Origin of the sequence: Syntrophorhabdus sp. (assembly GCA_012719415.1) — a bacterium.
In the GTDB taxonomy this organism is placed as follows: Bacteria; Desulfobacterota; Syntrophorhabdia; order Syntrophorhabdales; family Syntrophorhabdaceae; genus Delta-02.
Genome location: JAAYAK010000320.1, coordinates 28,597 through 51,767, shown reverse-complemented (window position 1 = coordinate 51,767; position 23,171 = coordinate 28,597). Strand labels below are relative to the sequence as shown.

General features: G+C 57.7%; 19 protein-coding genes and 3 pseudogenes. 14 read left to right on the top strand and 8 right to left on the bottom strand.

Translation table 11 applies throughout. The annotated features are described in order from the left end of the window. The first annotated feature begins 374 nt into the window (after positions 1-374). Entirely contained in the window at positions 375-1,307 is a 933-nt protein-coding gene (locus GXX82_18200) for a tetratricopeptide repeat protein (GenBank protein ID NLT24971.1), read from the top strand. A 537-nt stretch (positions 1,308-1,844) separates the two neighbouring features. Here the strand turns inward: GXX82_18200 and GXX82_18195 are convergent. From GXX82_18195 to GXX82_18180, 4 genes and pseudogenes are all read right to left on the bottom strand, one after another. After that, positions 1,845-1,952: pseudogene (locus tag GXX82_18195) on the bottom strand (DUF2497 domain-containing protein). Between the two features lie 378 nt (positions 1,953-2,330). Continuing rightward, a pseudogene (locus GXX82_18190) lies at positions 2,331-2,552 on the bottom strand (isocitrate dehydrogenase (NADP(+))). Between the two features lie 321 nt (positions 2,553-2,873). After that, positions 2,874-3,497: pseudogene (locus tag GXX82_18185) on the bottom strand (AAA family ATPase). Positions 3,498-3,571: 74 nt separating this feature from the next. Beyond that, positions 3,572-4,141: a helix-turn-helix domain-containing protein gene (locus tag GXX82_18180; protein NLT24970.1), complete on the bottom strand. Its 570-nt coding sequence runs from the start codon at positions 4,139-4,141 to the stop codon at positions 3,572-3,574. A 524-nt stretch (positions 4,142-4,665) separates the two neighbouring features. Between GXX82_18180 and GXX82_18175 the strand changes: the two genes are divergently transcribed. The 12 genes from GXX82_18175 to GXX82_18120 all read left to right on the top strand — a co-directional run bounded on the left by GXX82_18175 (position 4,666) and on the right by GXX82_18120 (position 17,569). Continuing rightward, positions 4,666-6,504, top strand: a complete 1,839-nt coding sequence (locus tag GXX82_18175; GenBank protein NLT24969.1) for a KUP/HAK/KT family potassium transporter — start codon at positions 4,666-4,668, stop codon at positions 6,502-6,504. Positions 6,505-6,639: 135 nt separating this feature from the next. After that, positions 6,640-7,995 carry a potassium transporter gene (locus GXX82_18170; protein NLT24968.1) on the top strand — a complete coding sequence of 452 codons (1,356 nt, stop codon included), beginning with the start codon at positions 6,640-6,642 and terminating at the stop codon, positions 7,993-7,995. Positions 7,996-8,004: 9 nt separating this feature from the next. Next, positions 8,005-8,649: a TrkA family potassium uptake protein gene (locus tag GXX82_18165; protein ID NLT24967.1), complete on the top strand. Its 645-nt coding sequence runs from the start codon at positions 8,005-8,007 to the stop codon at positions 8,647-8,649. A gap of 186 nt (positions 8,650-8,835) precedes the next feature. After that, positions 8,836-9,147, top strand: a complete 312-nt coding sequence (locus GXX82_18160; GenBank protein ID NLT24966.1) for a hypothetical protein — start codon at positions 8,836-8,838, stop codon at positions 9,145-9,147. Positions 9,148-9,151: 4 nt separating this feature from the next. Next, the gene (locus GXX82_18155) at positions 9,152-11,242 is read left to right on the top strand and encodes a hypothetical protein (GenBank protein ID NLT24965.1); all 2,091 of its coding nucleotides are present in this window, start codon (positions 9,152-9,154) and stop codon (positions 11,240-11,242) included. Positions 11,243-11,269: 27 nt separating this feature from the next. After that, on the top strand, positions 11,270-11,785 hold the full coding sequence (locus GXX82_18150; GenBank protein ID NLT24964.1) for a V-type ATP synthase subunit K: 516 nt from the start codon (positions 11,270-11,272) through the stop codon (positions 11,783-11,785). Between the two features lie 25 nt (positions 11,786-11,810). Further along, positions 11,811-12,398, top strand: a complete 588-nt coding sequence (locus GXX82_18145; GenBank protein ID NLT24963.1) for a hypothetical protein — start codon at positions 11,811-11,813, stop codon at positions 12,396-12,398. Beyond that, positions 12,395-13,399 carry a V-type ATPase subunit gene (locus tag GXX82_18140; protein NLT24962.1) on the top strand — a complete coding sequence of 335 codons (1,005 nt, stop codon included), beginning with the start codon at positions 12,395-12,397 and terminating at the stop codon, positions 13,397-13,399. Before GXX82_18145 ends, GXX82_18140 begins: the two co-directional genes overlap by 4 nt. Further along, complete coding sequence (locus tag GXX82_18135) at positions 13,392-13,736, top strand: hypothetical protein (protein ID NLT24961.1); 345 nt, start codon at positions 13,392-13,394, stop codon at positions 13,734-13,736. The genes GXX82_18140 and GXX82_18135 overlap by 8 nt, the downstream gene beginning before the upstream one ends. An 11-nt stretch (positions 13,737-13,747) precedes the next feature. Next, on the top strand, positions 13,748-15,505 hold the full coding sequence (locus tag GXX82_18130) for a V-type ATP synthase subunit A (GenBank protein NLT24960.1): 1,758 nt from the start codon (positions 13,748-13,750) through the stop codon (positions 15,503-15,505). A 33-nt stretch (positions 15,506-15,538) separates the two neighbouring features. Then, on the top strand, positions 15,539-16,915 hold the full coding sequence (locus tag GXX82_18125; GenBank protein NLT24959.1) for a V-type ATP synthase subunit B: 1,377 nt from the start codon (positions 15,539-15,541) through the stop codon (positions 16,913-16,915). A 15-nt stretch (positions 16,916-16,930) separates the two neighbouring features. Then, positions 16,931-17,569 carry a V-type ATP synthase subunit D gene (locus GXX82_18120; GenBank protein NLT24958.1) on the top strand — a complete coding sequence of 213 codons (639 nt, stop codon included), beginning with the start codon at positions 16,931-16,933 and terminating at the stop codon, positions 17,567-17,569. A 55-nt stretch (positions 17,570-17,624) separates the two neighbouring features. Here the strand turns inward: GXX82_18120 and GXX82_18115 are convergent, their stop codons facing one another. The 4 genes from GXX82_18115 to GXX82_18100 form a co-directional block, all read right to left on the bottom strand. Beyond that, on the bottom strand, positions 17,625-18,473 hold the full coding sequence (locus GXX82_18115; GenBank protein ID NLT24957.1) for a cytidylate kinase-like family protein: 849 nt from the start codon (positions 18,471-18,473) through the stop codon (positions 17,625-17,627). 11 nt (positions 18,474-18,484) lie between these two features. Then, positions 18,485-19,816: a hypothetical protein gene (locus GXX82_18110; GenBank protein NLT24956.1), complete on the bottom strand. Its 1,332-nt coding sequence runs from the start codon at positions 19,814-19,816 to the stop codon at positions 18,485-18,487. Between the two features lie 285 nt (positions 19,817-20,101). Further along, positions 20,102-21,244 carry a sodium ion-translocating decarboxylase subunit beta gene (locus GXX82_18105; protein NLT24955.1) on the bottom strand — a complete coding sequence of 381 codons (1,143 nt, stop codon included), beginning with the start codon at positions 21,242-21,244 and terminating at the stop codon, positions 20,102-20,104. A 381-nt stretch (positions 21,245-21,625) separates the two neighbouring features. After that, positions 21,626-21,970 (bottom strand): hypothetical protein, encoded by a 345-nt coding sequence (locus GXX82_18100; protein NLT24954.1) that lies wholly within the window; start codon positions 21,968-21,970, stop codon positions 21,626-21,628. A gap of 127 nt (positions 21,971-22,097) precedes the next feature. On the opposite strand from GXX82_18100, the gene ispG reads away from it, so the two are divergent. Then, the gene (gene ispG, locus GXX82_18095; GenBank protein NLT24953.1) at positions 22,098-23,159 is read left to right on the top strand and encodes a flavodoxin-dependent (E)-4-hydroxy-3-methylbut-2-enyl-diphosphate synthase; all 1,062 of its coding nucleotides are present in this window, start codon (positions 22,098-22,100) and stop codon (positions 23,157-23,159) included. The last annotated feature ends 12 nt before the right edge of the window (positions 23,160-23,171 follow it).

The window sequence follows — 23,171 nt, the reverse complement described above, 5'->3', positions numbered from 1 at the left end:
CCGGCAGTAAATGACCACCGCACAGGGAACGGTTCCAAGGAACCTCTCTTATCAAACTCTTGGGGGTGTTATCCTTTGCGTGTTTTTTACTGCAACAGGGCTTTTGCTGGATCCCGGCCTTCGCCGGAATGACGGCTATTAAGTGAGGAGCGATGGGAAAGAGGAGCGCCTCAGTGAACGGCCCTTGCGGTGTCAGGGAAGATCGGAACCTTTGCACTTTGCCTGGAGCCTGGAACGTGAAGCGTGAAACCGTCTTCTAAGGTCCTTAGCCTGAGACGTGTGACCTGCGACCTGAGACTGCTCTTCTTTGTCTTGACACGTCGGCGCCGCTTTGCTACTGTGTTGTTGCCTCATGCGTGAGTGCGGGAGATCGAATGGCCACCGCGAAGAAGACTGCCCAGCAATGGTTCCTCGAAGCCTACCATCACCACCTGCTCGAGCAGTCCATCGACAAGGCCATCAAGGCGTACAAGAAGTGCATACAGCTCGATCCGGCCTACACCGACGCCTATGTCAATCTCGGGCTCATCCATCTCAAGCGTGAGCAGTACGATAAGGCCCTGCAGTATTTCGCGCGCGTCACCCAGCTGGAACCGGACAATATAGAGGCATACATCAACCTCGGCTATGCCTACGAGAAGATGGACCGTTTCGGGAGCGCGAAACAGATGTACGAGCACTCCCTGAAGATAAATCCCCGGCACATGGAGGCCTTCATCAACCTTGCCAATATCGCCGAGATGCAGGCCGACTACAACGGGGCCATCGACCTGTGGAAGAAGGCCATCGAGGTCGATCCAAACGCCGCCCAGCCCCATTTCTTCCTGGCTTCGACGTATGACCGGCACGACATGTTCGACGAGGCCATCGAGGAATACGGGCAGACCCTCGCAATCGACCCCCACCATCTGAAGGCGCTGTTCAATCTCGGACGCCTTTTCATCCAGCAGGGTGAGCCGAGGAAGGCCTTCGACCCATTCGCGCGCATCGTGGAACTGAACGGCGACAACACGGCGGCATGGAATTACCTGGGATACATCTATGAAGCGCTGGGGAGCATCGAGTACGCCATCTTCGCGTACAGCAATTCCCTCATCATCAACAACTACCAGGAAGACGCCCACTATAATCTGGCGCGCCTGCAATACCTCCAGTACCGGGTAAGTCCTGACCCGGCAATGCTGGAAGGAATAAGGAGCAGGCTCCTCTACGTCACCTCAGTGAACCCCAAGCACCGCGAGGCCAAACAACTTCTCGGCATGATCCAACTCCACAGGACGAGGGAACAGAAAGAAAACGGGGAGTAGAAGACCGTTAGAGCCGTTGGCACCGTTAGAACCGTTGGAATCGCTGGAATCGTTTTGAGCGTTCAGGGGCTTCATCCTGCCGCTCTGTGATCGTTGTCTTTCAACCCCGAAAACACACTGACCGAGGAACATGCAAAAGAAAACCCCCATCAGTTCTCACTCATGGGGGCAACATTCTCAACGCTCAATCGGTTCTAACGGTTCTAACGGCTCCAACGGCCGTAACCTCGGGTTGCGGCGTTATGCTTCCAGCCTCTTCATGATAACCGTCAATATCTCGCTCCAGATGGAGACGGGGTCGACGGTTGGCGAGGCCGTGAGCTGGGGGTTCTTTTCCAATGTCTGTGCGGCCAGAACGCCCGCCACCTTTCTCTTCTGATCGACACCGGCCCCCACCGTCTGTTCCGCGATGTGAGGAGGGATCTCTATTCTGATCCTGCATCCGGCGATGACCGCCACATCGGGCTCTGTCTCCGCCTGCTCCTCCACACCCTCCGCGGATGCCCCGGCATATGCCTCCGGCGACTCTTGAGGTGCAGGAGGTGGCGGTGGCGGTGGCGGTGGCGCCATCACGGGCCTCTCCGTTGGTGGCGGTGGCGGTGGCGGTGGTGCCATCACGGGCCTCTCTGTCGGAGGTGGCGGCGCAGGTGGAGCCTCTTCTTTCACCTCAACAGGCCTGAATACCTCCTCAGGCTTCATCTCGGGCCCCGACACGACCTCTTCGGCAACAGCTCCGGCCTCTTCTCCGAACTCCAGTTGCTCCTCTTCTGCCAGCCCGGCTCCCTCGGGGGCGGCTTCGAGCACCGGCTCCTTCTCTTCCGCGGGAGTGATAACGGGGGGAGGCGCGGGCAACTCTTCCACCACTTCAGGCGCTACCTCCGATCTTCCTGCCGCAGCCTCCTGTCCCTGCATGGCGGGACCGGCAAAGAACTGCCCCGTTGGAGCCGGCGTCGCCGGCGGAGGCGGCGTCTCTTCCTCTACCGGCAGAGGAGGCGGAGGTGCTGCCATCACGGACTTTTCCGCTGGAGGAGGAGGTGGAGGCGGTGGAGGAGGCGGCGCCATCACGGGCTTCTCCGGTACCGGCGGTGGAGGTGGAGGCGGTGGAGGTGGAGGCGGTGGAGGTGGAGGTGGAGGTGGAGGTGGTGGAGGTGCCATCACGGGCCTCTCTGGTACTGGTGGGGGAGGTGGAGGTGCTGCCATCACGGGTTTTTCCGCTGGAGGAGGAGGTGGTGGTGGAGGAGGCGGTGCCATCACGGGTTTCTCAAGCGGCGGCACATCGACGGCCGGGGCCTGCATTGCAGGCGGCTCGGCTGCCTTTGCTTTTCTCACGGGCCGCTCCTTCACGCTCTTCTTCTGCACGGCGGGACCTGTCATCTTCAGGAAGCGCTGGCCGATCTGCTGAACAATGTCCCCGGTGATGACGTCGAAGTTGTTCGTCTCTCCCGCCTTCAGGCACAGCTTCGCTATCTTGTTGATGAGACGGGGCACCCCGTTCTCAGAGTACTGGTAGAGCCGTCGGACGGCGTCATCCGTGAAGATCTGCCTCGGGGCGCCCGCCATTTTCAGACGGGAGTCGACATAGTTCCTGACAAGCTCCTCGCTGTCCATCTTTTCGATCCTGTTGTACGTGCCGATACGCTGGAACAGGTTCGCCCTCTTCGGGTGCTCGAGCCTCTTTGCAAGCTCCATCTGGCCTGCAAGGACTATGGTGAAGAGATTTCTCGTATCGTCCTGCATGTTCGTGAGAAGCCGCAGGCTCTCGAGATTTGTCGGTGATATGGCATTGGCCTCGTCGATGAAGACAAGGACCTTCTTTCCCTCATCGGCCGTTTCAAAGAGAAGCTTGTTGAACACCTCGAGGAGTTCCGTCTTTCCACGGATCTCGCACTCCTTGCCGGTCAACTGACCTATGATCTCGCGGAGTATCTGCACGAAGGACATATCGGGGTTCGTGACAAAGGCTATCTTGTACTTGCTCTGGTCGAGCGAGTCGAGGATGAGGCGCAACGACAACGTCTTGCCAAGCCCCACGTCGCCGACGATCACCGTGAGACACTCGTTTCCTTCCTCGATCGCGAAGAGCGTCTCTGCGACAGTGTTTTCCACTGAGAGATGAGAATCAACATACATCGACGGGTCCGGCACATTGTCGAATGGCGGCTTTTTCAGGCCCCAGTACTCAGTGTACATGTGTTGTGTCCTCCTTCTGTCGGGCAACAGGCTACCCTGCCATATCCCCACCAGACAGCATGATCGCTGTTTCGTTACATCTGCAGACTGTTGCTCAAATAATCCACAACATCTTCAAGGAGAAACCGCCTGAGCTTCCCTATCTTGTAACTCTTGATCTCCTTCTCCTTCACCAGGCGGTACAGCATGCTCTTGCTTATCTGGAGCATCGTGGAAACATCGTTGGGGTTCAGCATGCGTGTCGTGTAGACGGGCTTGAAGTGGAAATTGAATGCTGTGCTCCCGTCGGCTGTTTGCTCCATAGACATCTTGACCCCGTGATGCTTGCCGCTCAAGAGGTCCTTGATGCAGTTCATGGACTGGACGATCTCGGACTGCTGGGGGCTGAGCTGAATGGAAAAGATCTGCTCCTCCTCCCCCGCCACTTCCTTGAATATGAGGTGATCCCCGTCCTGAATGTTGAAGCTTTCCGGCGAACCTGCGGTAGGAGCCGGGGCTGATACTTCGGGGATCTGCTCTATCTCGGTGACTTCCTGGTCGCTGACCGGGCTCGTGACAGGTGGAGCCGTATGGATCTCAACAACAGGATCCTGCGTTGCCTGCGCTGTCGTCTTTCTCCGTTTAACTATGCAAATCTTTTCCATGACTCCCCTTCGAGATATGGTATTTATTGTTCCCTCATTATCGCCTGCTTTGAAAAACGCTTTACTTCACTATTAAAACCGATATTTATGTGCATTCTATATCAATTTACTTCCAAAACAGGATTGACTACATTAGAACTTATTCCAAAAAGGGTGTCAATCAAATTTCCTAAGCCCTCTTCGTCCCCGGGAAATGGCGGTCGCATATCGTGTGGTCGGCATCGGGGCCCGGAAGGTTCACTGACAGGAAATAGCCGATAAGGCGGGCCGAAAGGTCCCGGGAGGGAAAGCGCTGGCAAAAGGCCGGAAAATGGAACTGATGAACATTTGGTCGTCTTCATGGTCCCGCCGCCTTCCAGCATGGTCATACAATCGCTAACCTGTGCGCTTCGAAACACACTATAGAAAATGCGGCCCTCCCTGTCAACGCATTTTTCCCGCCCCTCAGACATGGCGAACGTTGCTTTTCTCCTTGATTGGGTCTAGAATACAGACTGCCACATATCAGGGAACCTTGAGACCCCATGGAAACCACCTCCCCGACGACAAAAAGCAAGGATTCCGGCATCAAAGAGATCGTACGATCCCTGGGACTCGTCTTCGGGGACATCGGGACGAGTCCCATATACACCATCACGATCATATTCCTCCTGATGAAGCCCACGGAGGCGAATGTCATCGGGGTCCTTTCACTTATCCTCTGGACAATGACGGTCCTTGTGACCATCGAATACGCGTGGCTGGCCATGAGCCTCGGCGAGAAAGGTGAAGGCGGCGCGTTCGTCCTCAGGGGAATGCTCGTGCGCCTTCTGAAAAAGACCCGTTCCATGGTCTTCGTCACCGTCATCACCTTCATCGGCGTATCCCTCCTCGCCGGAGATGGCGTGATAACTCCCGCCATCAGCATCCTGAGCGCCGTCGAGGGCATACTCCTCATACCGGGTTTCAGCGGAACACGGCAGACGACACTCATAGCGATTGCCGGCATCATTGCCATCATACTCTTCGCCTTCCAGAAAAAGGGTACGGACAGGGTGGCCGGGGCCTTCGGCCCCCTCATGGTGATCTGGTTCCTCGCGCTTTCGCTGTCCGGTATCCTGTCCATCATACACACCCCCTCGGTCCTCAAGGCCCTGAACCCTTGGTACGCCGCCAGATTTCTCTGGCACGAGGGTATTGCCGGTTTCTTCGTCCTCTCGGAGGTCATCCTCTGCGCGACAGGGGGCGAGGCGTTGTACGCGGACATGGGGCACCTCGGCCGCAAACCCATCATACGCGCATGGTATTTCGTCTTTTTTGCCCTGGCCCTGAGCTACCTCGGGCAGGGTTCGTTCATCCTCACGCATCATGGCGGCACATCGAACGCGCTCTTCGGGATGATCCTCAGTCAGTCCGTTGTCCTGTATGTGCCCTTCCTTATCCTCAGCATCATCGCCACGGTCATCGCGTCACAGGCCATGATAAGCGGCATGTTCTCCATAGTCTACCAGGGTATCAACACCCGGCTCCTTCCCATGTTCAAGGTGGAATACACCTCGCCCAGGCTGCGGTCGCAGATATACATCGGTTTCGTCAACTGGTTCCTCCTTCTCTCGGTCCTCTTCATAATGGTCGAGTTCCGCGAGTCGCACCGCCTGGCCGCCGCTTACGGCCTCGCCGTCACGGGTACCATGGCGCTGACGGGGATCATGATGACGGCAATATTCCACCTGCGCCGGGAATGGTTCAAGATGACCGTCGCCATCCTGGTGACGCTCGTCGACCTTGCATTTCTCATTTCCAACACCTATAAGATACCCCATGGCGGGTACTGGTCCATCATCATCGCCCTCATTCCTCTTTTGGTCATGCTCGTGTACACGGCGGGCCAGCGCAGGCTCTACCGCCGGATACGGCCCCTGCCGCTTGACGTGTTCCTGGAGAGCTACAACCAGGTCTACCGCGAGCTCAACAAGATCCGTGGGACCGCCCTCTACTTTGCCCGTGACCCGCAGATGATACCTCCTTATATTGTCCACACCATGTTCCGGAACCACATCATCTACGAAACGAACGTCATCGTCTCCATAAAGACCCTCGATCAGCCCTTCGGCGTGCAGAGCTCGTTCCAGGATGCGCTGGCTGACGGGCTTGAAGCGTTCCGGATAGAAATGGGATACATGGAGGTCGTCAAGATCGAAGAGATCATGAAGGAGGCGGGGATCAATGAAAAGGTCATCTTTTACGGTCTTGAAGAGATAGCGACGGACAGGCCCCTGTGGAAGGTGTTCGCGATCTTAAAGAGGCTGACCCCGCCCTTCATCCAGTTCCACGACCTCCCTTTGAACAAACTCCACGGCGTGATCACGCGCGTCGAAATGTAATTCCCGGGTCAGAGTGTTCCCCTGCCGTGACAGGACATCGGCCGCCCGGCGACCCACCTGTTGCAATTGACCATGGTAATGTAATAACATTTCACCCAACACGTAAAGACCATGCCAACTGATCTATCGCTTTCAATGAGGCTGTATCTCTCCCGGCGTCTCACGCCCGCGCGCATATTCATCCTCGGGTTCATCTTCATCATCCTCGTCGGGACCGTCTTGCTGTCGCTGCCGTCCAGCGCTCGTCCGGGCCGGCTCGGTCTCGTTGACGCCCTCTTCACGTCGACATCGGCCGTCTGCGTCACCGGTCTTACCGTGATAGACATAGGCAGGGACCTCTCATTGAGCGGACAGACGATAACGCTCTTTCTCATGCAGGCGGGCGGCCTCGGTATCACGACATTCTCCGTCCTTTTCCTGGGAATGATGGGTTTCGGGATCTCGGCCAAGAGCAAGGATATCGTCCAGTCGACGTTCGCCCACTCTCCAGGCATCGATTTCCTGCACATCCTCCGGTCTGTCGTCCTCTACACCGCTGTCATCGAAGCGGCCGGGGCGGCCATCCTCTTTCTCTGCTTCGTGGAGGGATCCGATCCCGGCACGGCCATCTGGAGGGCCGTCTACCACGCGATATCGGCGTTCAACAATTGCGGATATTCGATCTTCCCGGACAGCCTGATGTCCTACCGCGATAACCCGGGCGTGAACCTGACGGTCATATCCCTTATCATCATCGGTGGGATCGGGTTCATCGTGATCCACGAGATCATCGAGCGCAACAGAGACCAGCGAAAGAGGCTCTCGGTGCATACCAGGATAGTTGTCATCACGACCTCCATTCTCATCGCGGCAGGGGCGGTCCTGATCTATGTCCTGGAGAGAAAGTTTATGCTCAAGGGCCTTGGCCTTGAGTCACAGGTCCTCATCCCCCTCTTCCAGTCCGTCACGGCGAGGACGTGCGGCTTCAACACCATCGACATAGGGGCTCTCACGAATGAATCCATCCTGGTGCTCCTCATCCTCATGTTCATAGGCGCCTCACCAGGTTCCACGGGAGGAGGGATCAAGACGACAAGCGCCGCGGTGCTTTTCCTGCTTCTCTGGAACCGGCTGAAGGGGAATACGCACGTCAATGTGTTCAACCGGACCATCCCCGAGGAGACCGTCACCAAGACGATCTCCATCATCTTCGCCTCGGCGTTCTCGATCGTGCTCATCACCTCGTTCCTTCTTTTCTCCCCTTCGCTGTCGTTGCCGCCGGACAGGACGCGTCATTTGTTCCTGGAATACCTTTTTGAGGCCGTTTCCGCTTTCGGCACCGTGGGCCTCTCCATGGGCGTCACGCCCCATCTGAGCACGGCGCAAAAGCTGGCAGTTATTGCTCTTATGTTCGCCGGGCGCGTCGGCCCCCTCACGCTGGCGCTTTCGCTCACTCTCGCGTCACGGAAGAAAAGCATCGCCTATGCCGAGGAAACGGTCATGGTCGGTTAGGGAGGATACATGAAAAGGGTCGTCGTCATCGGTATCGGGATCTTCGGCTTCAACCTGGTAAAAGAACTCTACGAAAACGGCATGGAGGTCATCGCCATCGATAAGAACAAGGACGTGGTGCAGAACATGGCCGACTTCGCCACGAAGGCGATAGTGAGCGACGGACTGGAGAAAAACGTCCTGGAATCGCTGGGGCTCAGAGAGAACGACGTCGTCGTCGTATCCTTCGGCGAGGACCTTGCGGCGAGCACGCTCATCACCCTCCACCTCAAGCAGATGAAGATCAGGAACATCATCGTGAAGGCTCCCAACGTCGAATACAAGCAGGTCCTGGAGAGCGTCGGGGCCACAGAGGTCATAATCCCCGAGAAGGAGATGGCAAGCAAGGTGGCCAGAAGCCTCATATCTCCCAACATACTCGATTACATTCCCCTGGCGGAGGACTATATCATCGGCGAGATCGCCCCACCCGCCGCCTTTCAGGGAAAAACCCTGGCGGATGTTCACCTGAGGAGCAAGCACAATATCAACGTCATTGCCATACGGGACACCCTGACCGACACAGTGACGATGGTACCTCCCAATTATGTGATCAAGGACAGCGAGATCCTGATAGTTATCGGCAAATCCAGGGATATCGACAAGATACAATGAGCCCCGGAAACCCGTGCGGATTCGCCTGTGTATCATTGTATGCACCTGTTTATCACTGGATAGAAAAAACTTGACATACAGTACCCCATCCATGTAACAATAGTGCTCAATTGCTTATTCATCCAGCCGGACCTGTCTTTCGGTTGATATCGCATAACCTTTCGAATGACGAGAAGGAACGACGATATGACATCCCTGCTTGACAACATAATATCGCTGGAACAGGAGGCGGACGGCATCATCGAGGCTGCCCACACCGGGTCCAAAGCGGTCCTCGCATCGGTAGATGACGAGCTCGCCAGGTACCGCGAGGAGCTTACTGCCGAGCTCGAGGCCCGCCTTGCTCAGTTCAAGACTGAGGTGGAGAAAGGATTTGCAGAATCCCTCTCCCGGGCTTCCGCGCAGCACGCCGAAAAACTCCGGGCGGTCAGGGAAGCGCCCGAAGAGTTCTCTACCCGCGGGGTCAACAGGATACTGGACAGGTTCCACAACTGGTAAACGAATGGCGATAGACCCCATTAAGAAGCTGACGATCCTGAGCCCCATGCACAGCAGCAAGCGCCTTCTGCGCACCGTCAGCTCCCTTGGCGTCGTTGACGTCACCGACGCCTCCGAAGGTCTCACGGACACGGCCCCCGACCTGAGGATCAAAGGTGTCTCCACAGAAGACATTGATGACATACTGCACAAGATCGACGCCATACTGAACCTCCTCAAGACATACGCGCCTGAGGAACAGGGGTTCTTTCAGGGCCTGACGCCAGTCCCCCAGATGATCGATAAACAGGAGCTCAAGAACGCGACGGAGAACTACGACCTCGCTGGCCGCTCCCGTGAGGCAAATGAGCTCGACGAGATACTCAGGCGCAGCGAACGCGCAAAGGGCGATATCGAGAACCGCCTGGCAACGTTGATGCCCCTGTGCGACCTGTCGTTCACAATGGAAGACTTTCACCGTCCCCGCCGGGTCCGTCTCCTGTTCGGTCATCTGCCCCGCAAGAACCTGGAGCATCTCTCGGGACCGGCATCCCCCTTAACCGATATCGCGTGGGAACCGATCGAGGAAGGGTCCGACACCTGCGGCGTCTATCCCTCCGGGTTCACACCCGCCCCGGGCGGGCAGAAGACAGCGAACAGGGACAACGTCAGGGTACTCATCGCTGTCCTTGCTGACGACGCGGACGAGGTGAAGGATGAGCTGTCCCGGCTTTCCTTTATAGAAACGGGCCTTCCCGACCTCTCCGGCACGATAGGAGACCACGTCAGGGCTCTTGAGGAGGACCTCGTCCAGCTTTCCACAACGATCGATGAGACCATCGCCAGGGTCAGGGCGCTTGCCTCCGACAGGCGCTCCCTCATCATCCTCAAGGCATTCTGGACCGCCGCAAGGAACGAGCGCCTGGCACTGACGAAGACACTCGGTGGAAAATGGGTCCATCTCCTCACCGGGTACATACGGGCCCGGGATGTGGAACGCCTGCAGAGCGCCTTCGCCAAAGAGTTTCCCGACTCCGTGGTCATCCTCGACGATCCTTCCGAGGACGAGAACGTGCCGGTGAGCCTCTCCCTCCCGAAGGTCTTCCGGCCTCTCTCACTGCTGGTGGAGATGTTCGGTCTGCCGCCGTATCGCAGCTTCGACCCGACACCCTATTTGCACATAAACTTCTATCTCTTCTTTGGCATATGCTTTTCCGATGTGGGATACGGCCTTATGCTCATCGCCACTTCCCTTTACCTGATAAAGAGAACAAAGCAATACCAGGGCGTGGCGGACTTCGGCCGCATCCTTCTTGGCGGCGGCATAAGCACCGTCATCTTCGGGGCCCTGCTGGGGTCCTGGTTCGGCGACCTCTACATGGAGAAGTATCTCGGCGAGAACAATCTCCTCATGCGAGTCCAGGCCTTTTTCGTGGTTCTCGACCCCATAAGCAAGACGATCTACGCCCTGCTCTTTGCCCTTTTGATCGGCGTCCTGAACCAGTTCTTCGGGATCGCCCTCAGAATGTACGGGGCGATCAGGAAGGGAGACTGGAAGAGTGCCGTCTTTGACGGTCTCTTCTGGTACCTGACACTCCCTGGCCTGCTCATAATCGTCAGCAAGCTTTTCATCGATACTCCCCAGACCCTTTACCGGACCGGTCTCGCGCTGTTCGGCGCCGGGGCGCTCGGGCTCATCCTGACGCAGGGACGGGACATGAAGGGCCCTGTCGCCCGCATCCTGGGCGGGGTCGTCAGCCTCTACGGGATCGTGGGAAGCTACGGGATCACCGCCTTCATCGGCGACGTCCTCTCCTATTGCCGGCTGCTTGCCCTCGGTCTCACCACGTCGATCGTGGGCACGACCTTCAACATGCTCGGCGGGCTCTTGAGGGACATTCCCTACGTGGGACTCTTCTGTTTCATCTTCATCGTCGTCGCGGGCCATCTTTTCAACTTCGTCATCAGTCTACTGGGCGCCTTCGTCCACTCGATGCGCCTCATATTCGTCGAGTTCTTCGGGCGCTTCTATGACGCGGGGGCGCGGCCCTTCCAGCCCCTCGGGTTCGACTCGCCGCTGTGCGAGATGAAAAAGGAGGGCACAAAAAATGGATAATCACAAAAACCTTGGAGGAAGAATACAATGACCCCAGAATGGATCGAGATTGGTCGCGGTCTTTGCTACGCGGGGGCGGGCCTCACCTTTGGCCTGGCGGGCGCCGGTTCGGCCTGCGGGATCGCCATCGCCTCCCATGCCGGAGCGGGAGTGATGCGCGAGAAACCGGAGCTTTTCGGGCGCATGCTCATCATGATCGCCTTGCCGGGCACGCAGGGATTCTACGGCTTTATCGCCGCCATCCTCATCATGACCCAGACGGGACTCATCGGGGGGGGAAACCTCAAGATATCCCTCGGGACGGGCCTCGCTCTTTTCTTCATCGGCCTCGGTAACGGGATCGCCCAGCTCGTCTCTTCCATAAAGCAGGGAGAGGCATCGGCCGCCGGGATCGCGCTCATCGCGAGACGACCGGAATCAGCGGGGCGGGCCATCCTCTTCCCCGCCTTCGTCGAGACCTACGCCGTCGTGGCCCTCCTTGCGACGATCCTCTTCATAATCTTCCTCACGCAACCCTCTGTGCTGCAGCTCTTGCCACAGTAGACGGATAAAGGAGCCGTGCGGGGCCATGAGTCTTGACAAGATCAAAGAAGCGGTATTGAAGGCATCAAGGACAGAGGCGGAACACATCAATGCCGCCGCCGCGAGACAGGCGAAAGAGAAGCTGGATATCCAGAAGGAGAACCTGCGTCGGGAATTCGAGTACCAGTATGAGGCCCGTTCCCGTCTCATCGAGGAAGAGTATGCCCGAAAACTGGCCCACTTCCAGGGAACTGCCGGAAAAGAGTACCTCGAAGCGAGAAACGCCTCCCTGCGGGCCATCTTCGACAGGGCCCGCGAGACGGTTCTCGCCTGGCCCGCCGATGAGTATGGACGGGTGATGGAAGGTTTCCTCGAAAAGATCGTCCACGGCGGGAAAGGGCGGATACGGGTCCACCCCGATGACAGGGAGGTATTCTCAAAACTTCTGGACGGCATGGCGTCAGAGGGTGGTGAGAGAACGGCGATCGAGATCGACCGGGACCCGCTCCCGGAAAGGGGCGGATTCATCTTCATAAGCGATGACTTTGAGGTGGACGCAACGATAGGCACCATATTTCAGGATATAGAGAGATCGATCCTGCCTGAGATCGCTGAGGACCTTGCACGCGAATGAGACTGTCTGCCGGCTACATGTTGCCTTTCATCAAGAACCGACCTGACTGGGGTTTCGTCTGCGGCAGGATCAGCGCGCTTGAAACGAAGCTCTTGCCCAGGGAGTTCTTCACCCTCGTCATAGAGATGCATCATACGGAAGACGTGTACCAGCACCTTCAGGGAACACTGATCGAGGACTATCTCGATCCCGGCGTCCCCTGGGATGATTTCAGCGCCATTGCCGACGAATGCTTCTACGACCTCGCCACATCGGTCAGGGCCGAGTGCCCTTCACCCGTTCCCGTTGACCTCTTCCTCATACGAAACGACTATCTCAACATAAAGAGCGCCCTTTCCGGCATAGACAGCCGTTTCCTGCCGGGCATGGTCAGGGAACAGGTAATAGGCGCCGTTCTCGATGGAGATTATGCTGACCTGCCCGCCCCTTTCAGGGACCGGATCACCGGCGCGGGAATAGACCTCGGCGAGCTCGATGAATCCATGTCCGACATGTTCGTCGACGGGGCATACCTCCGCCACCTGCTCATGCTGGCCGACGAGATCGACAGTCCCCTCATCCGCTCCTGCGTTCAGGAAAGCGTCCTGGGGCATGCCGTTTCCTCCCTGTGGCGCGTGCAGAGACAGGGTCGCGACCTGAAACAGGTCATCGATCTTTTCCTGCCCGTGGGAGAGGAAAACCCCCTCATCATGGACCTGGCGGGCGCGCCGGACCCTGCCATGTGGCCGGAGCTGGTGGGAGGCGAGATCGGGGACGTGCTGGCCCGCGCACTGCAGATGCCCTACGACGACCAGATCTCCACATTCGAGCTGAAGGTAACTAATTTCGTCCTTCACCTCTCCGCCTTCGCGCGCCTCGAAACGTCGGGACCCGAACGGGTCTTCGCCTTCCTCATGGCGCTTGAGGCCGAGATCCAGAACCTCAAGCTCGTCGTCACGGGAAAGATCAACAGGATAAACGAGGATATCCTGGGTCCGCGGTTGAGGTATGTCTATGGCTAAGGCTTGCATTGTTGGCGAGAAGCACCTGATCCTGGGCTTCAAGGGCATCGGTTTCGAGATCGTGGCCGTATCGGACCCGAAAGACCTTGCCGAGGAGCTCTTCATGCTTTCGCGCAGGAGCGACATAGGGCTCATTCTCGTCACCGAGAGCATCGCGGCTGAGGCTCCGGAGGTGGTCGAGGAATTCCGGTCACGGAGCGACGTCATTCTCACGGTGGTCCCCATGTATGAAGACAGCCCGAGGACGGGGTACAACGAGATGAGAAAGGCCATCGAACGCTCCATGGGTATAGACCTTTTCAAGAAGGAAGATACTGAAACGAGTGAACAGGAATGAGGGATGACAGCATGGATGGAATAAGTGGAGAGGTGATAAAGGTCTCGGGACCGCTGGTCGTTGCCAGGGGCCTGTCGGGCGCGCGCATGTTCGAGATGGTCCGTGTGGGTGAGATCAAGCTCTTCGGCGAGATCATCGAGATCAAGGGTGAGGAGTACTCGATACAGACATACGAGGAAACGGAAGGAATAGGTCCCGGTCAACCCGTTGTGCGCACCGGCGAACCGCTCAGCGTCGAGCTGGGTCCCGGTCTTATCCGTTCCATCTATGACGGCATCCAGAGACCTCTCGATGTCCTGGCGCAGGATTTCGGAGAATACATCGTGAGGGGAACCCAACGCCCGGCCCTCGACAGGACAAAGAAATGGGATTTCGTACCGCTGGCCCGCGTCGGCGATGTCGTGAAAGGGGGCGACATCCTGGGAACCGTAGAGGAGAGCGCTCTTGTCAGCCACAAGATCATGGTCCCGCCGGGCAAGTCGGGGACCGTGGGGAAGATACGTCCCGTAACGGGGAACGTGGACACGGAGATCGCCGTCATACAGAGTCCCGAGGGCCCCTTCGGTGTGACGATGGTCCAGAGATGGCCTGTCCGCGACCCGCGCCCGACAAAGCGGAAGGTGCCTCCAACTCAGACCATGACGACGGGGCAGCGCATCATCGACATGTTCTTCCCCATAACGAAGGGCGGCACCGCCTGCGTCCCGGGACCCTTCGGGAGCGGCAAGACCGTCGTGCAGCACCAGCTCGCCAAGTGGGCCGACGCGCAGATCGTCGTGTATGTCGGCTGCGGCGAGCGCGGCAACGAGATGACCGACGTTCTCATGGAATTCCCCCACCTCAAGGACCCTCAGTCGGGAGAACCCCTGATGGAACGCACGGTCCTTATCGCCAACACGTCCAACATGCCTGTCGCGGCCCGAGAGGCAAGCGTTTTTACGGGGATCGCCATCGCCGAGTACTTCCGCGATATGGGATACTCCGTCGCTCTCATGGCCGATTCCACAAGCCGCTGGGCCGAGGCCATGCGGGAGATATCGGGCCGCCTCGAGGAAATGCCCGGGGAAGAAGGCTACCCCGCCTACCTCGGCTCCCGCATTGCCGGTTTCTATGAAAGGGCAGGCTCGGTCATGTGCATAGGCACCGATGACCGCCGCGGTGCGGTCTCCATCATCGGGGCCGTTTCCCCTCCCGGAGGCGACCTTTCGGAACCCGTCGTGCAGACAACGCTCCGCGTCGTCAAGGTCTACTGGGGCCTCGACGACAAGCTGGCCTTCGCCAGGCATTTCCCGGCCATCAACTGGCTGTCGTCCTATTCGCTCTACCAGGACATCGTCGACGCCGACGCGGACGACAAGATAGACAAGATGTGGTCCGTCAACAGGAAACGGGCCATGACCATCCTTCAGAAAGAAGCGGAACTGGACGAGCTCGTCAGGCTCGTCGGCATCGACGCCCTTTCCCTCGAGGACAGGCTCCTCATGCAGGCCGCCAGGATGATCCGGGAGGACTTCCTCCATCAGAACGCCTTCGACGACCGCGACACGTACACGTCCCTGAGGAAGCAGTTCCTGCTCCTCAATCTCATCCTGCGCTACTACGACGAGATACGGACGGGGCTTGCCGACGGAGCCACTCTGGAGGCCCTTCTTCGGCTCAACGTTCTCGAGGACATAACACGGGCAAGGCTTATTCCCGAGGAGGAGCTGGAACGGTTCAGTTCCATCGAAGGGGACATAGTGAACAGCATTCGTGCGCTGGTCTGGTAATGAGATTGCGAGGTAGATGAAACGATGGGAAACATCATTCGGGAGTACAGGACAGTGAAGGAGATCGCCGGGCCGCTCATGCTCGTCGATGACGTGGAAGGTGTGACCTACGGAGAGCTTGCCGACATAAAGCTGGAGGACGGCAGCATCCGCAGGGGCCGGGTCCTGGAGGTACACGGAAGCAAGGCGATGGTCCAGGTCTTCGAGGGAACCCGGGGGCTCTCTCCGCAGGACGTGAAGGTAAAGTTCCTCGCCAAAGGGATGGAGCTCGGTATGTCCATCGACATGCTCGGCCGCGTCTTCGACGGCTCCGGTCGGCCCATAGATGATGGTCCCGCCATCATCCCCGAAAAGTATCTCAACGTCAACGGCAACCAGATCAATCCTTACGCCCGGGACTACCCGAATGAGTTCATCCAGACGGGCATTTCGACAATCGACCTTCTCAATACCCTCGTGAGGGGCCAGAAACTGCCTCTCTTCTCCGGCTCGGGCCTGCCCCATTCCCGGATCGCCGCCCAGATCGCGAGACAGGCAACGGTCCTCAAGACGGGTGAGAAGTTTGCCGTCGTCTTCGCCGCCATGGGCATAACATTCGAGGAGGCGGAGTTCTTCATAGCCGATTTCAGGAAGACAGGCGCCATAGAGCGTTCCGTCCTCTTCATCAACCTTGCCGACGACCCGCCCATCGAAAGGCTCACCCTCCCCCGCATGGCACTGACGACGGCGGAGTTCCTCGCCTTTGAGAAGGACATGCACGTCCTCGTCATCCTGACGGACATAACCAACTATTGCGAGGCCCTCCGGGAGATCTCGGCGGCACGGAAGGAAGTCCCCGGACGCCGCGGCTACCCGGGTTACCTCTACACCGACCTTTCGACGATCTATGAACGCGCGGGACGCATCAAGGGGAAGAACGGGTCCATAACACAGATCCCCGTCCTCACCATGCCCGAGGACGACAAGACACACCCCATCCCCGACCTGACGGGCTACATCACCGAGGGGCAGATCATCATCCTCCGCCCTCTCCACACCCAGGGCATCTATCCGCCCGTCGACGTCCTTCCGTCCCTCTCGCGACTCAAAGACAAGGGCATCGGGGCCGGAAAGACGCGGGAGGACCACTCGGACGTCATGAACCAGCTCTACGCGGCCTATGCCCAGGGAAAGAACGCGAGGGAGCTCGCCGTCGTGCTCGGAGAATCGGCGCTGACGGAAGAGGATGTCCTTTTCGTGAAATTCTCCGATGCCTTCGAGGACCGCTTCGTCCGCCAGGGCGAATACGAGAACCGGACCATAGAGGAAAGCCTGCGCATCGGCTGGGAGCTTCTCGGCATGCTCCCGCCCAACCTCTTGAAGCGTGTTCGCGATGAGTTCATCGAACGCTACTACCCGAAGACCTCGTGATCCCGGAGGATTGCTGTGAGACTCGCCGTTAACCCGACACGAATGGAGCTTCTGAAACTCAGGCGCCGGCTCGTCGTCGCCCGCCGGGGGCACAAACTCCTCAAGGACAAGCTCGACGGCCTGATAAAGGAATTCATGACCATAGCCCGCGAGTACCGCAACCTGCGGCAGATCGTCGACGAGGAGCTCCCCTACGTCATGAAGCTCTTCGTTCTTGCCGAGATCACCTCGTCACGCTCCATCACGGAGAACGCGCTGGAATCGGTCATGCAGGACCTCGCGCTCACGGTCCGCCCCGCGCGGCTGATGAGCGTCAGGGTCCAGAAGCTGGAGATCGCTTACGGGGAGGCCACGGGTCGCTACTCCCTGGTGCATACGTCGGCCGAACTCGACATGGCCATCGCGAAACTCCGCGAGTTCCTTCCGAAGCTCCTTTCCATGGCCGAGACCGAGGACACGGTCCGCCGGCTGAGCAAGGAAGTGGAGAAGACACGTCGGCGCGTGAACGCCCTCGAGCATTCCTTCATTCCCCGCCTGACCGAGACCATCCGCTTCATCACGTCGAAGCTTGAAGAAATGGAGCGCTCCACGACGAGCTCCCTCATGAAGATAAAATCCCAGCGCCTGGCCCGCGAGGCGGCACAGGGGACGTGACAAAAAAACTCCCCGGCGTTTATCACCGGGGAGTCGGAACTTGCGTAACTCGATCCTACCTGAAATCGAAGTGGCCGAACCGTGGAAGCATCTGGTACTGTATGTCAAACTCGAGCGGCAGATCGCCCGCGATGCCTTTCGCCCTTTCCTTGATGCTCTGCGCGTCGTCCGTCTCGTGCACGAAACCCCTCACGATGAGCCCGTAGCGGGGCATCCCCCCCTCTTTGGGAGCGACGTCGAGATAGGAAACGGTAAAGGAGGGGTCCGTCAGGATCGCGGCCTTCACCTTCGCGGCAACGGCCCTGAGGTTGAGGATGTCCAGCGCTTCCTTCGTCCTTAACGCCTCCTTCGCGGCAAGCCCCTTCTTGATCTCATCGATGATCTCCTCCTGGGTCCGCTTCGACCTGTCGAAGACCACGTCGAATTCCTTCCGATCGTTCCATTCCTTGCCGTAGATGACGTACATGGAACGTGCCATGTCGGCATCGACCTTCTCGATGATCCAGCGGGCCGTGGCCTCATTGATCACCTGGTCGCCCTGGACCCTGTTTACGCGGTCCTCCATGGAACTCTCTATCCTTATCCTGAGGGCGTGAGGGATCCCTTTCAGGAGGAACGTGGCTCCCGTGCCGGCGATGATCACCTTGTCCCGCTGCGCGTAGCTGTAAATAAGGTTCTGGATGATGGCGACGAAGGCCTTGAAGGACCAGTCGTTGCGCTCCCAGACATTTGGATAGTGTTCATCGAAGTCCTTCGCGTACGTCCCCCAGCGCGGGCCCTCCGACGAGATGTCCTTGAACATTGTGGACCTGTCGATGTACTCGTAGCCCAGGTCCCGGGCGATCTTCAGGGCTATTGCCCTGGCTCCGCCGCCGAACTGCCGTGAAATTGTCAATATTGCCATGATACACCTCCCTATTTCGCGAACGGGAAGACCCAGATAAGCATGGCCGGGATATAGCAGGCAATGAGCGATACTATCACGAAGGGAACGGTCATGCTGAGAAACTCCTTGAGCTTCACCTTCACCTGGTCCTCTTTCTCGCCAAGGTTCTTCGCGACGAAGAGCGCGGGCGCTCCGGCGATGGTGAGGTTGCTGCCGAGAGTACCGGCCCACAGAAGCATCCAGTAAAGGGGCCAGGGGTTCATGCCCGTCTCCTTCGCGAGGTCACGGATGACGTAGAGCATGGTAAGAATATAGGCGTCATGCTCGACAATACCCACGATAGGAGCAGTGACCCAGAAAAGGAGACTGCTTCCCACCACAAGGCTCTCTTTGATGAGCGGGGTTATCATGTTGGACACCAGCTTGATGACGCCCGAATGCTCGAGACCGCCGACAAGGGCAAAGAGAGCCACGTAGAAGAACACGGCGCGCCAGTCAAGTTCAGACAGGACGTGCTCCAGGCTCGGTATCTCCAGGGTGAACCGGTCTTTGAACATCTCGAAAACGAGGATGAGACAGATGGCCCCCCACATGGCTATGAAACCGAGATGATAGCCGAAGATGGGTCTTAGCGCCATGGCCAGGATCGTGAGGGCGAACACGACGCACACGGTGATCGCAAAGGGTTTGTCCTTGATATGGTCAAGAGGACGTTCATTCATGGATGCCACGTCCATGGTTATGCCTCTGTATTTCTTCTTGAACATCATGTAGAAGACCCAGCAAGTAACCGCATACGAAATGAGAAGGATAAATAACGAGGACGGCCTTCCCAGCTGCCAGATGAAACCCGCGAACTCGATGCCGGAGACGCTGTGGAGCATCTGGGGAGGCAGGTCACCAAGAAGCATTGCAGTACCCATGAAGTTCGCACAGAGGGCAAGGAAAAGCACCGGCGCAAAGGCGGGGAAACCGAACCTCCGGCAGGCGTGAAAGATGACGGGTGCGAACATGAGGACGACGACCACGTTGTCGATCAGCATGGAGACGAATCCGGCCAGCGCACCGATCATGGTCACAAAGAGGGCCACATTCCCCCTCGACAACCTGAGGATAGCCGCCGAGAGGAAATCGGGCACCCCCGACTTCCCGAAGTACCCGGAGATGATCCAGATGGACAGGAGAATGATGATAACGTTCCAGTCAACGATCTTGAAGGCATCGATGTCCGACATGATCCCGAAGAAGACCATGAAGAGGATGCCCAGCAACGCGGCCAGAACGCTGTCGATCCAGCCTGTTATGACGAGGATGATGCTCGCCAGAAAGATCACGAGTGATGCAGTCTGCACAAAATCCATAGGCCTTGAACCCCCTTTTTCCGTGCGTCACCAAGCAGACCGAGAGCATTCGCTCTCCCCAGTCACCCCGACAAGCTAAAGATCTGCACTTGCTTTGATTGTGATTGACACTGAGCTACTATATAACAAGTCACTTCTTTGAAGCAAGCACTATCGAACGAAAAGACCGAATTGCGGTGCCACTCCAGGCACCCCCTTTTCTCTGCCCCCAACAACGTCCAAAAAAAGGGCCGGACAGTCATAGCCTGTCCGGCTCCCGTTCAATTCCGTTCCCTGTTCTAATGCCTAGATGAGGCCCATTCCATTGAGGACGGAGAGCATGACGGCGGCCGCCATCACCGACCCGACCTGCCCGCCGGCATTGGCTCCCATGGCGTGCATGAGAAGATAATTTCTCTTGTTATACTTCAATCCTTCCTTCTGGGCGACGCGGGCCGCCATGGGAAAGGCCGATATACCCGAAGCGCCGATGAGCGGATTGACCTTGCCTCCGGTAACAACGTAGAGGATTTTCCCAAAAAGGATGCCGAAAACCGTATCAAGGCATATGGCGAGAAGCCCGAGGATAAGGATGATGAGGGTCTTGGGCTGCACAAAGACCGGCCCGCTCATGGTGGCGCCGATGGATATGCCGAGGAGGAGTGTCACGATATTGGCTATCTCGTTCTCCGCCGCGCTCGTCAACCTGCTGACGACTCCCGACTCCTTCATGAGATTGCCGAGCATGATCGTCGCCAGAAGGGGGAGACCCTTGGGGGCGATAAGACCGCCAACGATGGTGATGACGATGGGAAAGAGCATCTTCGTCGTCTTGGAGACGCTTTTTGCGTGGCTCTTCATGACCGTGGTGCGTTCCTTCTGCGTCGTCAGCATCCTCATGATGGGGGGCTGAAGGACCGGCACGAGGGCCATGTATGAATAGGCCGCGACTGTCACGGGCCCCAGCAGGTGTTGAGCGTACTGCGAGGCCACATATATGACGGTGGGACCGTCACAGGCGCCGATGATGCCGATGGTCACGGCATCCTTATAGGGAAAGCCGAGAGCGAGAGCGAGAAGGAGAGTGATGAATATTCCGAACTGGCCTGCCGCTCCCAGGAGGAAAGTATAGGGGTTTTCCAGAACGGGCCCGAAGTCCGTCATGGCTCCTATGCCGATGAATATGAAGAGGGGAAAGAGTTCCGTGATGACACCCGCGTCGTAGATGATGCGCAGGAATCCCTCTTTGTCCATGAGTCCCGCCAGGGGAATATTGATGAGGATACAGCCGAATCCGATGGGAACCAGGAGCAGAGGCTCACAGTCCTTCTTGATGCCGAGGTACAGCAACAGCCCGCCGATGATCATCATCACGGGATGCGACCAGTGCAGGTTCGCGAAACCAGCCGTAAGTCCATTCAAACCGCTCATTACCGAATCAGCAAACATGCCCCAATCCTCCCTTTATTTGTCTTCTTCTTTCCTGTACGGAAAGACCTTCTTGAGAGCAGACATAATGAGACTGAAAACAATGAGGGTACATATGGTACCGCCCATTCCGACAACAACCATCGTGAAGCCAAAGGTCCATTTGTCCATAGTAACCCGTCCTCCCGGTTTGGTGATTTTTATATGAATATTAAAGGTGCCGAAATTGCTGTAAAACACTATCTCAACCACTTACCCATAGTCAAGTGAAATTGTTAACGAGGAAGCACCTTGTCACGCGAAGGAGGCGGTCCTGCTGTCTGCCGGTGACGGGGCCTCAAGGGGCGCTTCCGACCCGTGAAAAGGGGTAATGAGGCAGCGGAAGACCTGCGGGAAAAGCTCCTACGGCTCCCGGGTCTGTTTCGCCTTCGACTTCGCCTTGTCGATCATCACGATCCCGATGTAGAGGAGGATGAACGTGGGAACCAGGAAGAACCTGAAGGGTATCTTCTCGATCCGCATCCTGTCGGGAGAAAAGGGGCTCTTCCCCGGGGTGTCGTCCGATGGTTTGCCGGCGGTGTCGGGCGGTGCGGGAACGGCACCTTTCGATATCCTGATACCGGCGTTGTAGAAATTGTCCATGAACCCCTTATCCATATCGAAACCGGAGACAAAGGGCAGGGCGAAGAGGGGAATGCAGATCCCTATCGCTATGAGGAGAATGCCTTGTTTTCTGCCGTCCTTCATGTTTGCTTCACTATATCACATGTGGCGCGGGAGAAGGACACTTTTTTGCCTCCGCTGATGATTGACATCCGCTCCCGGCGGGGATATGATAAGCGAGGTTCAGTCACTCCAATTCAAGGAACAAGAAATGAAACGAAAAAAGACACGGCAGATACAGGTTGGCGGGGTCCCGATAGGGGGAGGAAGTCCCATTGTTGTGCAATCAATGCTCAAGACGAACCCCGAGAACTTCATGGAGACCCTCGAACAGACACGGGAACTGAAGAGGGCCGGGTGCGAGCTGGTCAGGATCGCCCTGCCCCAGGAAGAGACCTGCAAGATAATTCCCTTTCTCAGGAAGGAGGTGGACGTGCCCATCATCGGCGACATCCACTTCAATCACAAGATCGCTCTGAAGGCCATGGAACTCGGCATCGACTGCATCAGGATCAATCCCGGCACCATCAATAACCTGCGCAAAATGCGGGAGATCGCTGCCGCGGCCCTGGAAACGAAGACACCTGTCAGGCTCGGGATGAACATCGGTTCCATGGAGAAAAGGGTCCTTAAGAAGTACACGAGGCCGAGCGCCGACGCCATGGTGGAAAGCGCCCTCTACCACGTGGCCCTCTTCGAGGACGTGGGATGGACGGAGCTCAAGGTGTCGCTCAAGGCCTCGGATATCAGGGAGACCATCGACGCCTACAGGAAATTCTCAAGGAGATCCGATTATCCCCTCCACGTGGGGATAACGGAGGCAGGCCCCGTCTTCTCCGGCGCCATCAAATCGGCGATCGGCATCGGCATACTGCTCCACGAAGGTATCGGGGACACCATCAGGGTCTCGCTGACCGGCAACCCCGTGTACGAGGTGATAGCGGCCTATCACATCCTGCGCGACCTGGGCCTGAGAAAACGGGGCATCAACATCATCTCCTGCCCCACCTGCGGCAGGACGAAAGTGGACCTCGCGGCGATAGTCGAGGAGTTCGAAAAGGAGATCAACGACTTCGATTCGTACCTGGACGTGGCCATCATGGGCTGTGAGGTCAACGGCCCCGGCGAGGCGCGCGAGGCGGACATAGGCCTCGCCTTCGGCGCGAACAGCGCCATGCTCTTCAAGAAAGGTACCGTCATCAAGTCCGGCATCCCCCGGGAGATGGCAAAGAACATCCTCAAGGAAGAGATCTTCAACATGGTGAACCGGTAAGAAACGGTTGCA

Bases quoted from the DNA above. Each gene is read 5' to 3' on its own strand.
- GXX82_18200 (NLT24971.1), top strand. From the start codon at position 375: ATGGCCACCGCGAAGAAGACTGCCCAGCAATGGTTCCTCGAAGCCTAC.
- GXX82_18180 (NLT24970.1), bottom strand. From the start codon at position 4,141: ATGGAAAAGATTTGCATAGTTAAACGGAGAAAGACGACAGCGCAGGCA.
- GXX82_18175 (NLT24969.1), top strand. From the start codon at position 4,666: ATGGAAACCACCTCCCCGACGACAAAAAGCAAGGATTCCGGCATCAAA.
- GXX82_18170 (NLT24968.1), top strand. From the start codon at position 6,640: ATGAGGCTGTATCTCTCCCGGCGTCTCACGCCCGCGCGCATATTCATC.
- GXX82_18165 (NLT24967.1), top strand. From the start codon at position 8,005: ATGAAAAGGGTCGTCGTCATCGGTATCGGGATCTTCGGCTTCAACCTG.
- GXX82_18160 (NLT24966.1), top strand. From the start codon at position 8,836: ATGACATCCCTGCTTGACAACATAATATCGCTGGAACAGGAGGCGGAC.
- GXX82_18155 (NLT24965.1), top strand. From the start codon at position 9,152: ATGGCGATAGACCCCATTAAGAAGCTGACGATCCTGAGCCCCATGCAC.
- GXX82_18150 (NLT24964.1), top strand. From the start codon at position 11,270: ATGACCCCAGAATGGATCGAGATTGGTCGCGGTCTTTGCTACGCGGGG.
- GXX82_18145 (NLT24963.1), top strand. From the start codon at position 11,811: ATGAGTCTTGACAAGATCAAAGAAGCGGTATTGAAGGCATCAAGGACA.
- GXX82_18140 (NLT24962.1), top strand. From the start codon at position 12,395: ATGAGACTGTCTGCCGGCTACATGTTGCCTTTCATCAAGAACCGACCT.
- GXX82_18135 (NLT24961.1), top strand. From the start codon at position 13,392: ATGGCTAAGGCTTGCATTGTTGGCGAGAAGCACCTGATCCTGGGCTTC.
- GXX82_18130 (NLT24960.1), top strand. From the start codon at position 13,748: ATGGATGGAATAAGTGGAGAGGTGATAAAGGTCTCGGGACCGCTGGTC.
- GXX82_18115 (NLT24957.1), bottom strand. From the start codon at position 18,473: ATGGCAATATTGACAATTTCACGGCAGTTCGGCGGCGGAGCCAGGGCA.
- GXX82_18110 (NLT24956.1), bottom strand. From the start codon at position 19,816: ATGGATTTTGTGCAGACTGCATCACTCGTGATCTTTCTGGCGAGCATC.
- GXX82_18105 (NLT24955.1), bottom strand. From the start codon at position 21,244: ATGTTTGCTGATTCGGTAATGAGCGGTTTGAATGGACTTACGGCTGGT.
- GXX82_18100 (NLT24954.1), bottom strand. From the start codon at position 21,970: ATGAAGGACGGCAGAAAACAAGGCATTCTCCTCATAGCGATAGGGATC.
- ispG (NLT24953.1), top strand. From the start codon at position 22,098: ATGAAACGAAAAAAGACACGGCAGATACAGGTTGGCGGGGTCCCGATA.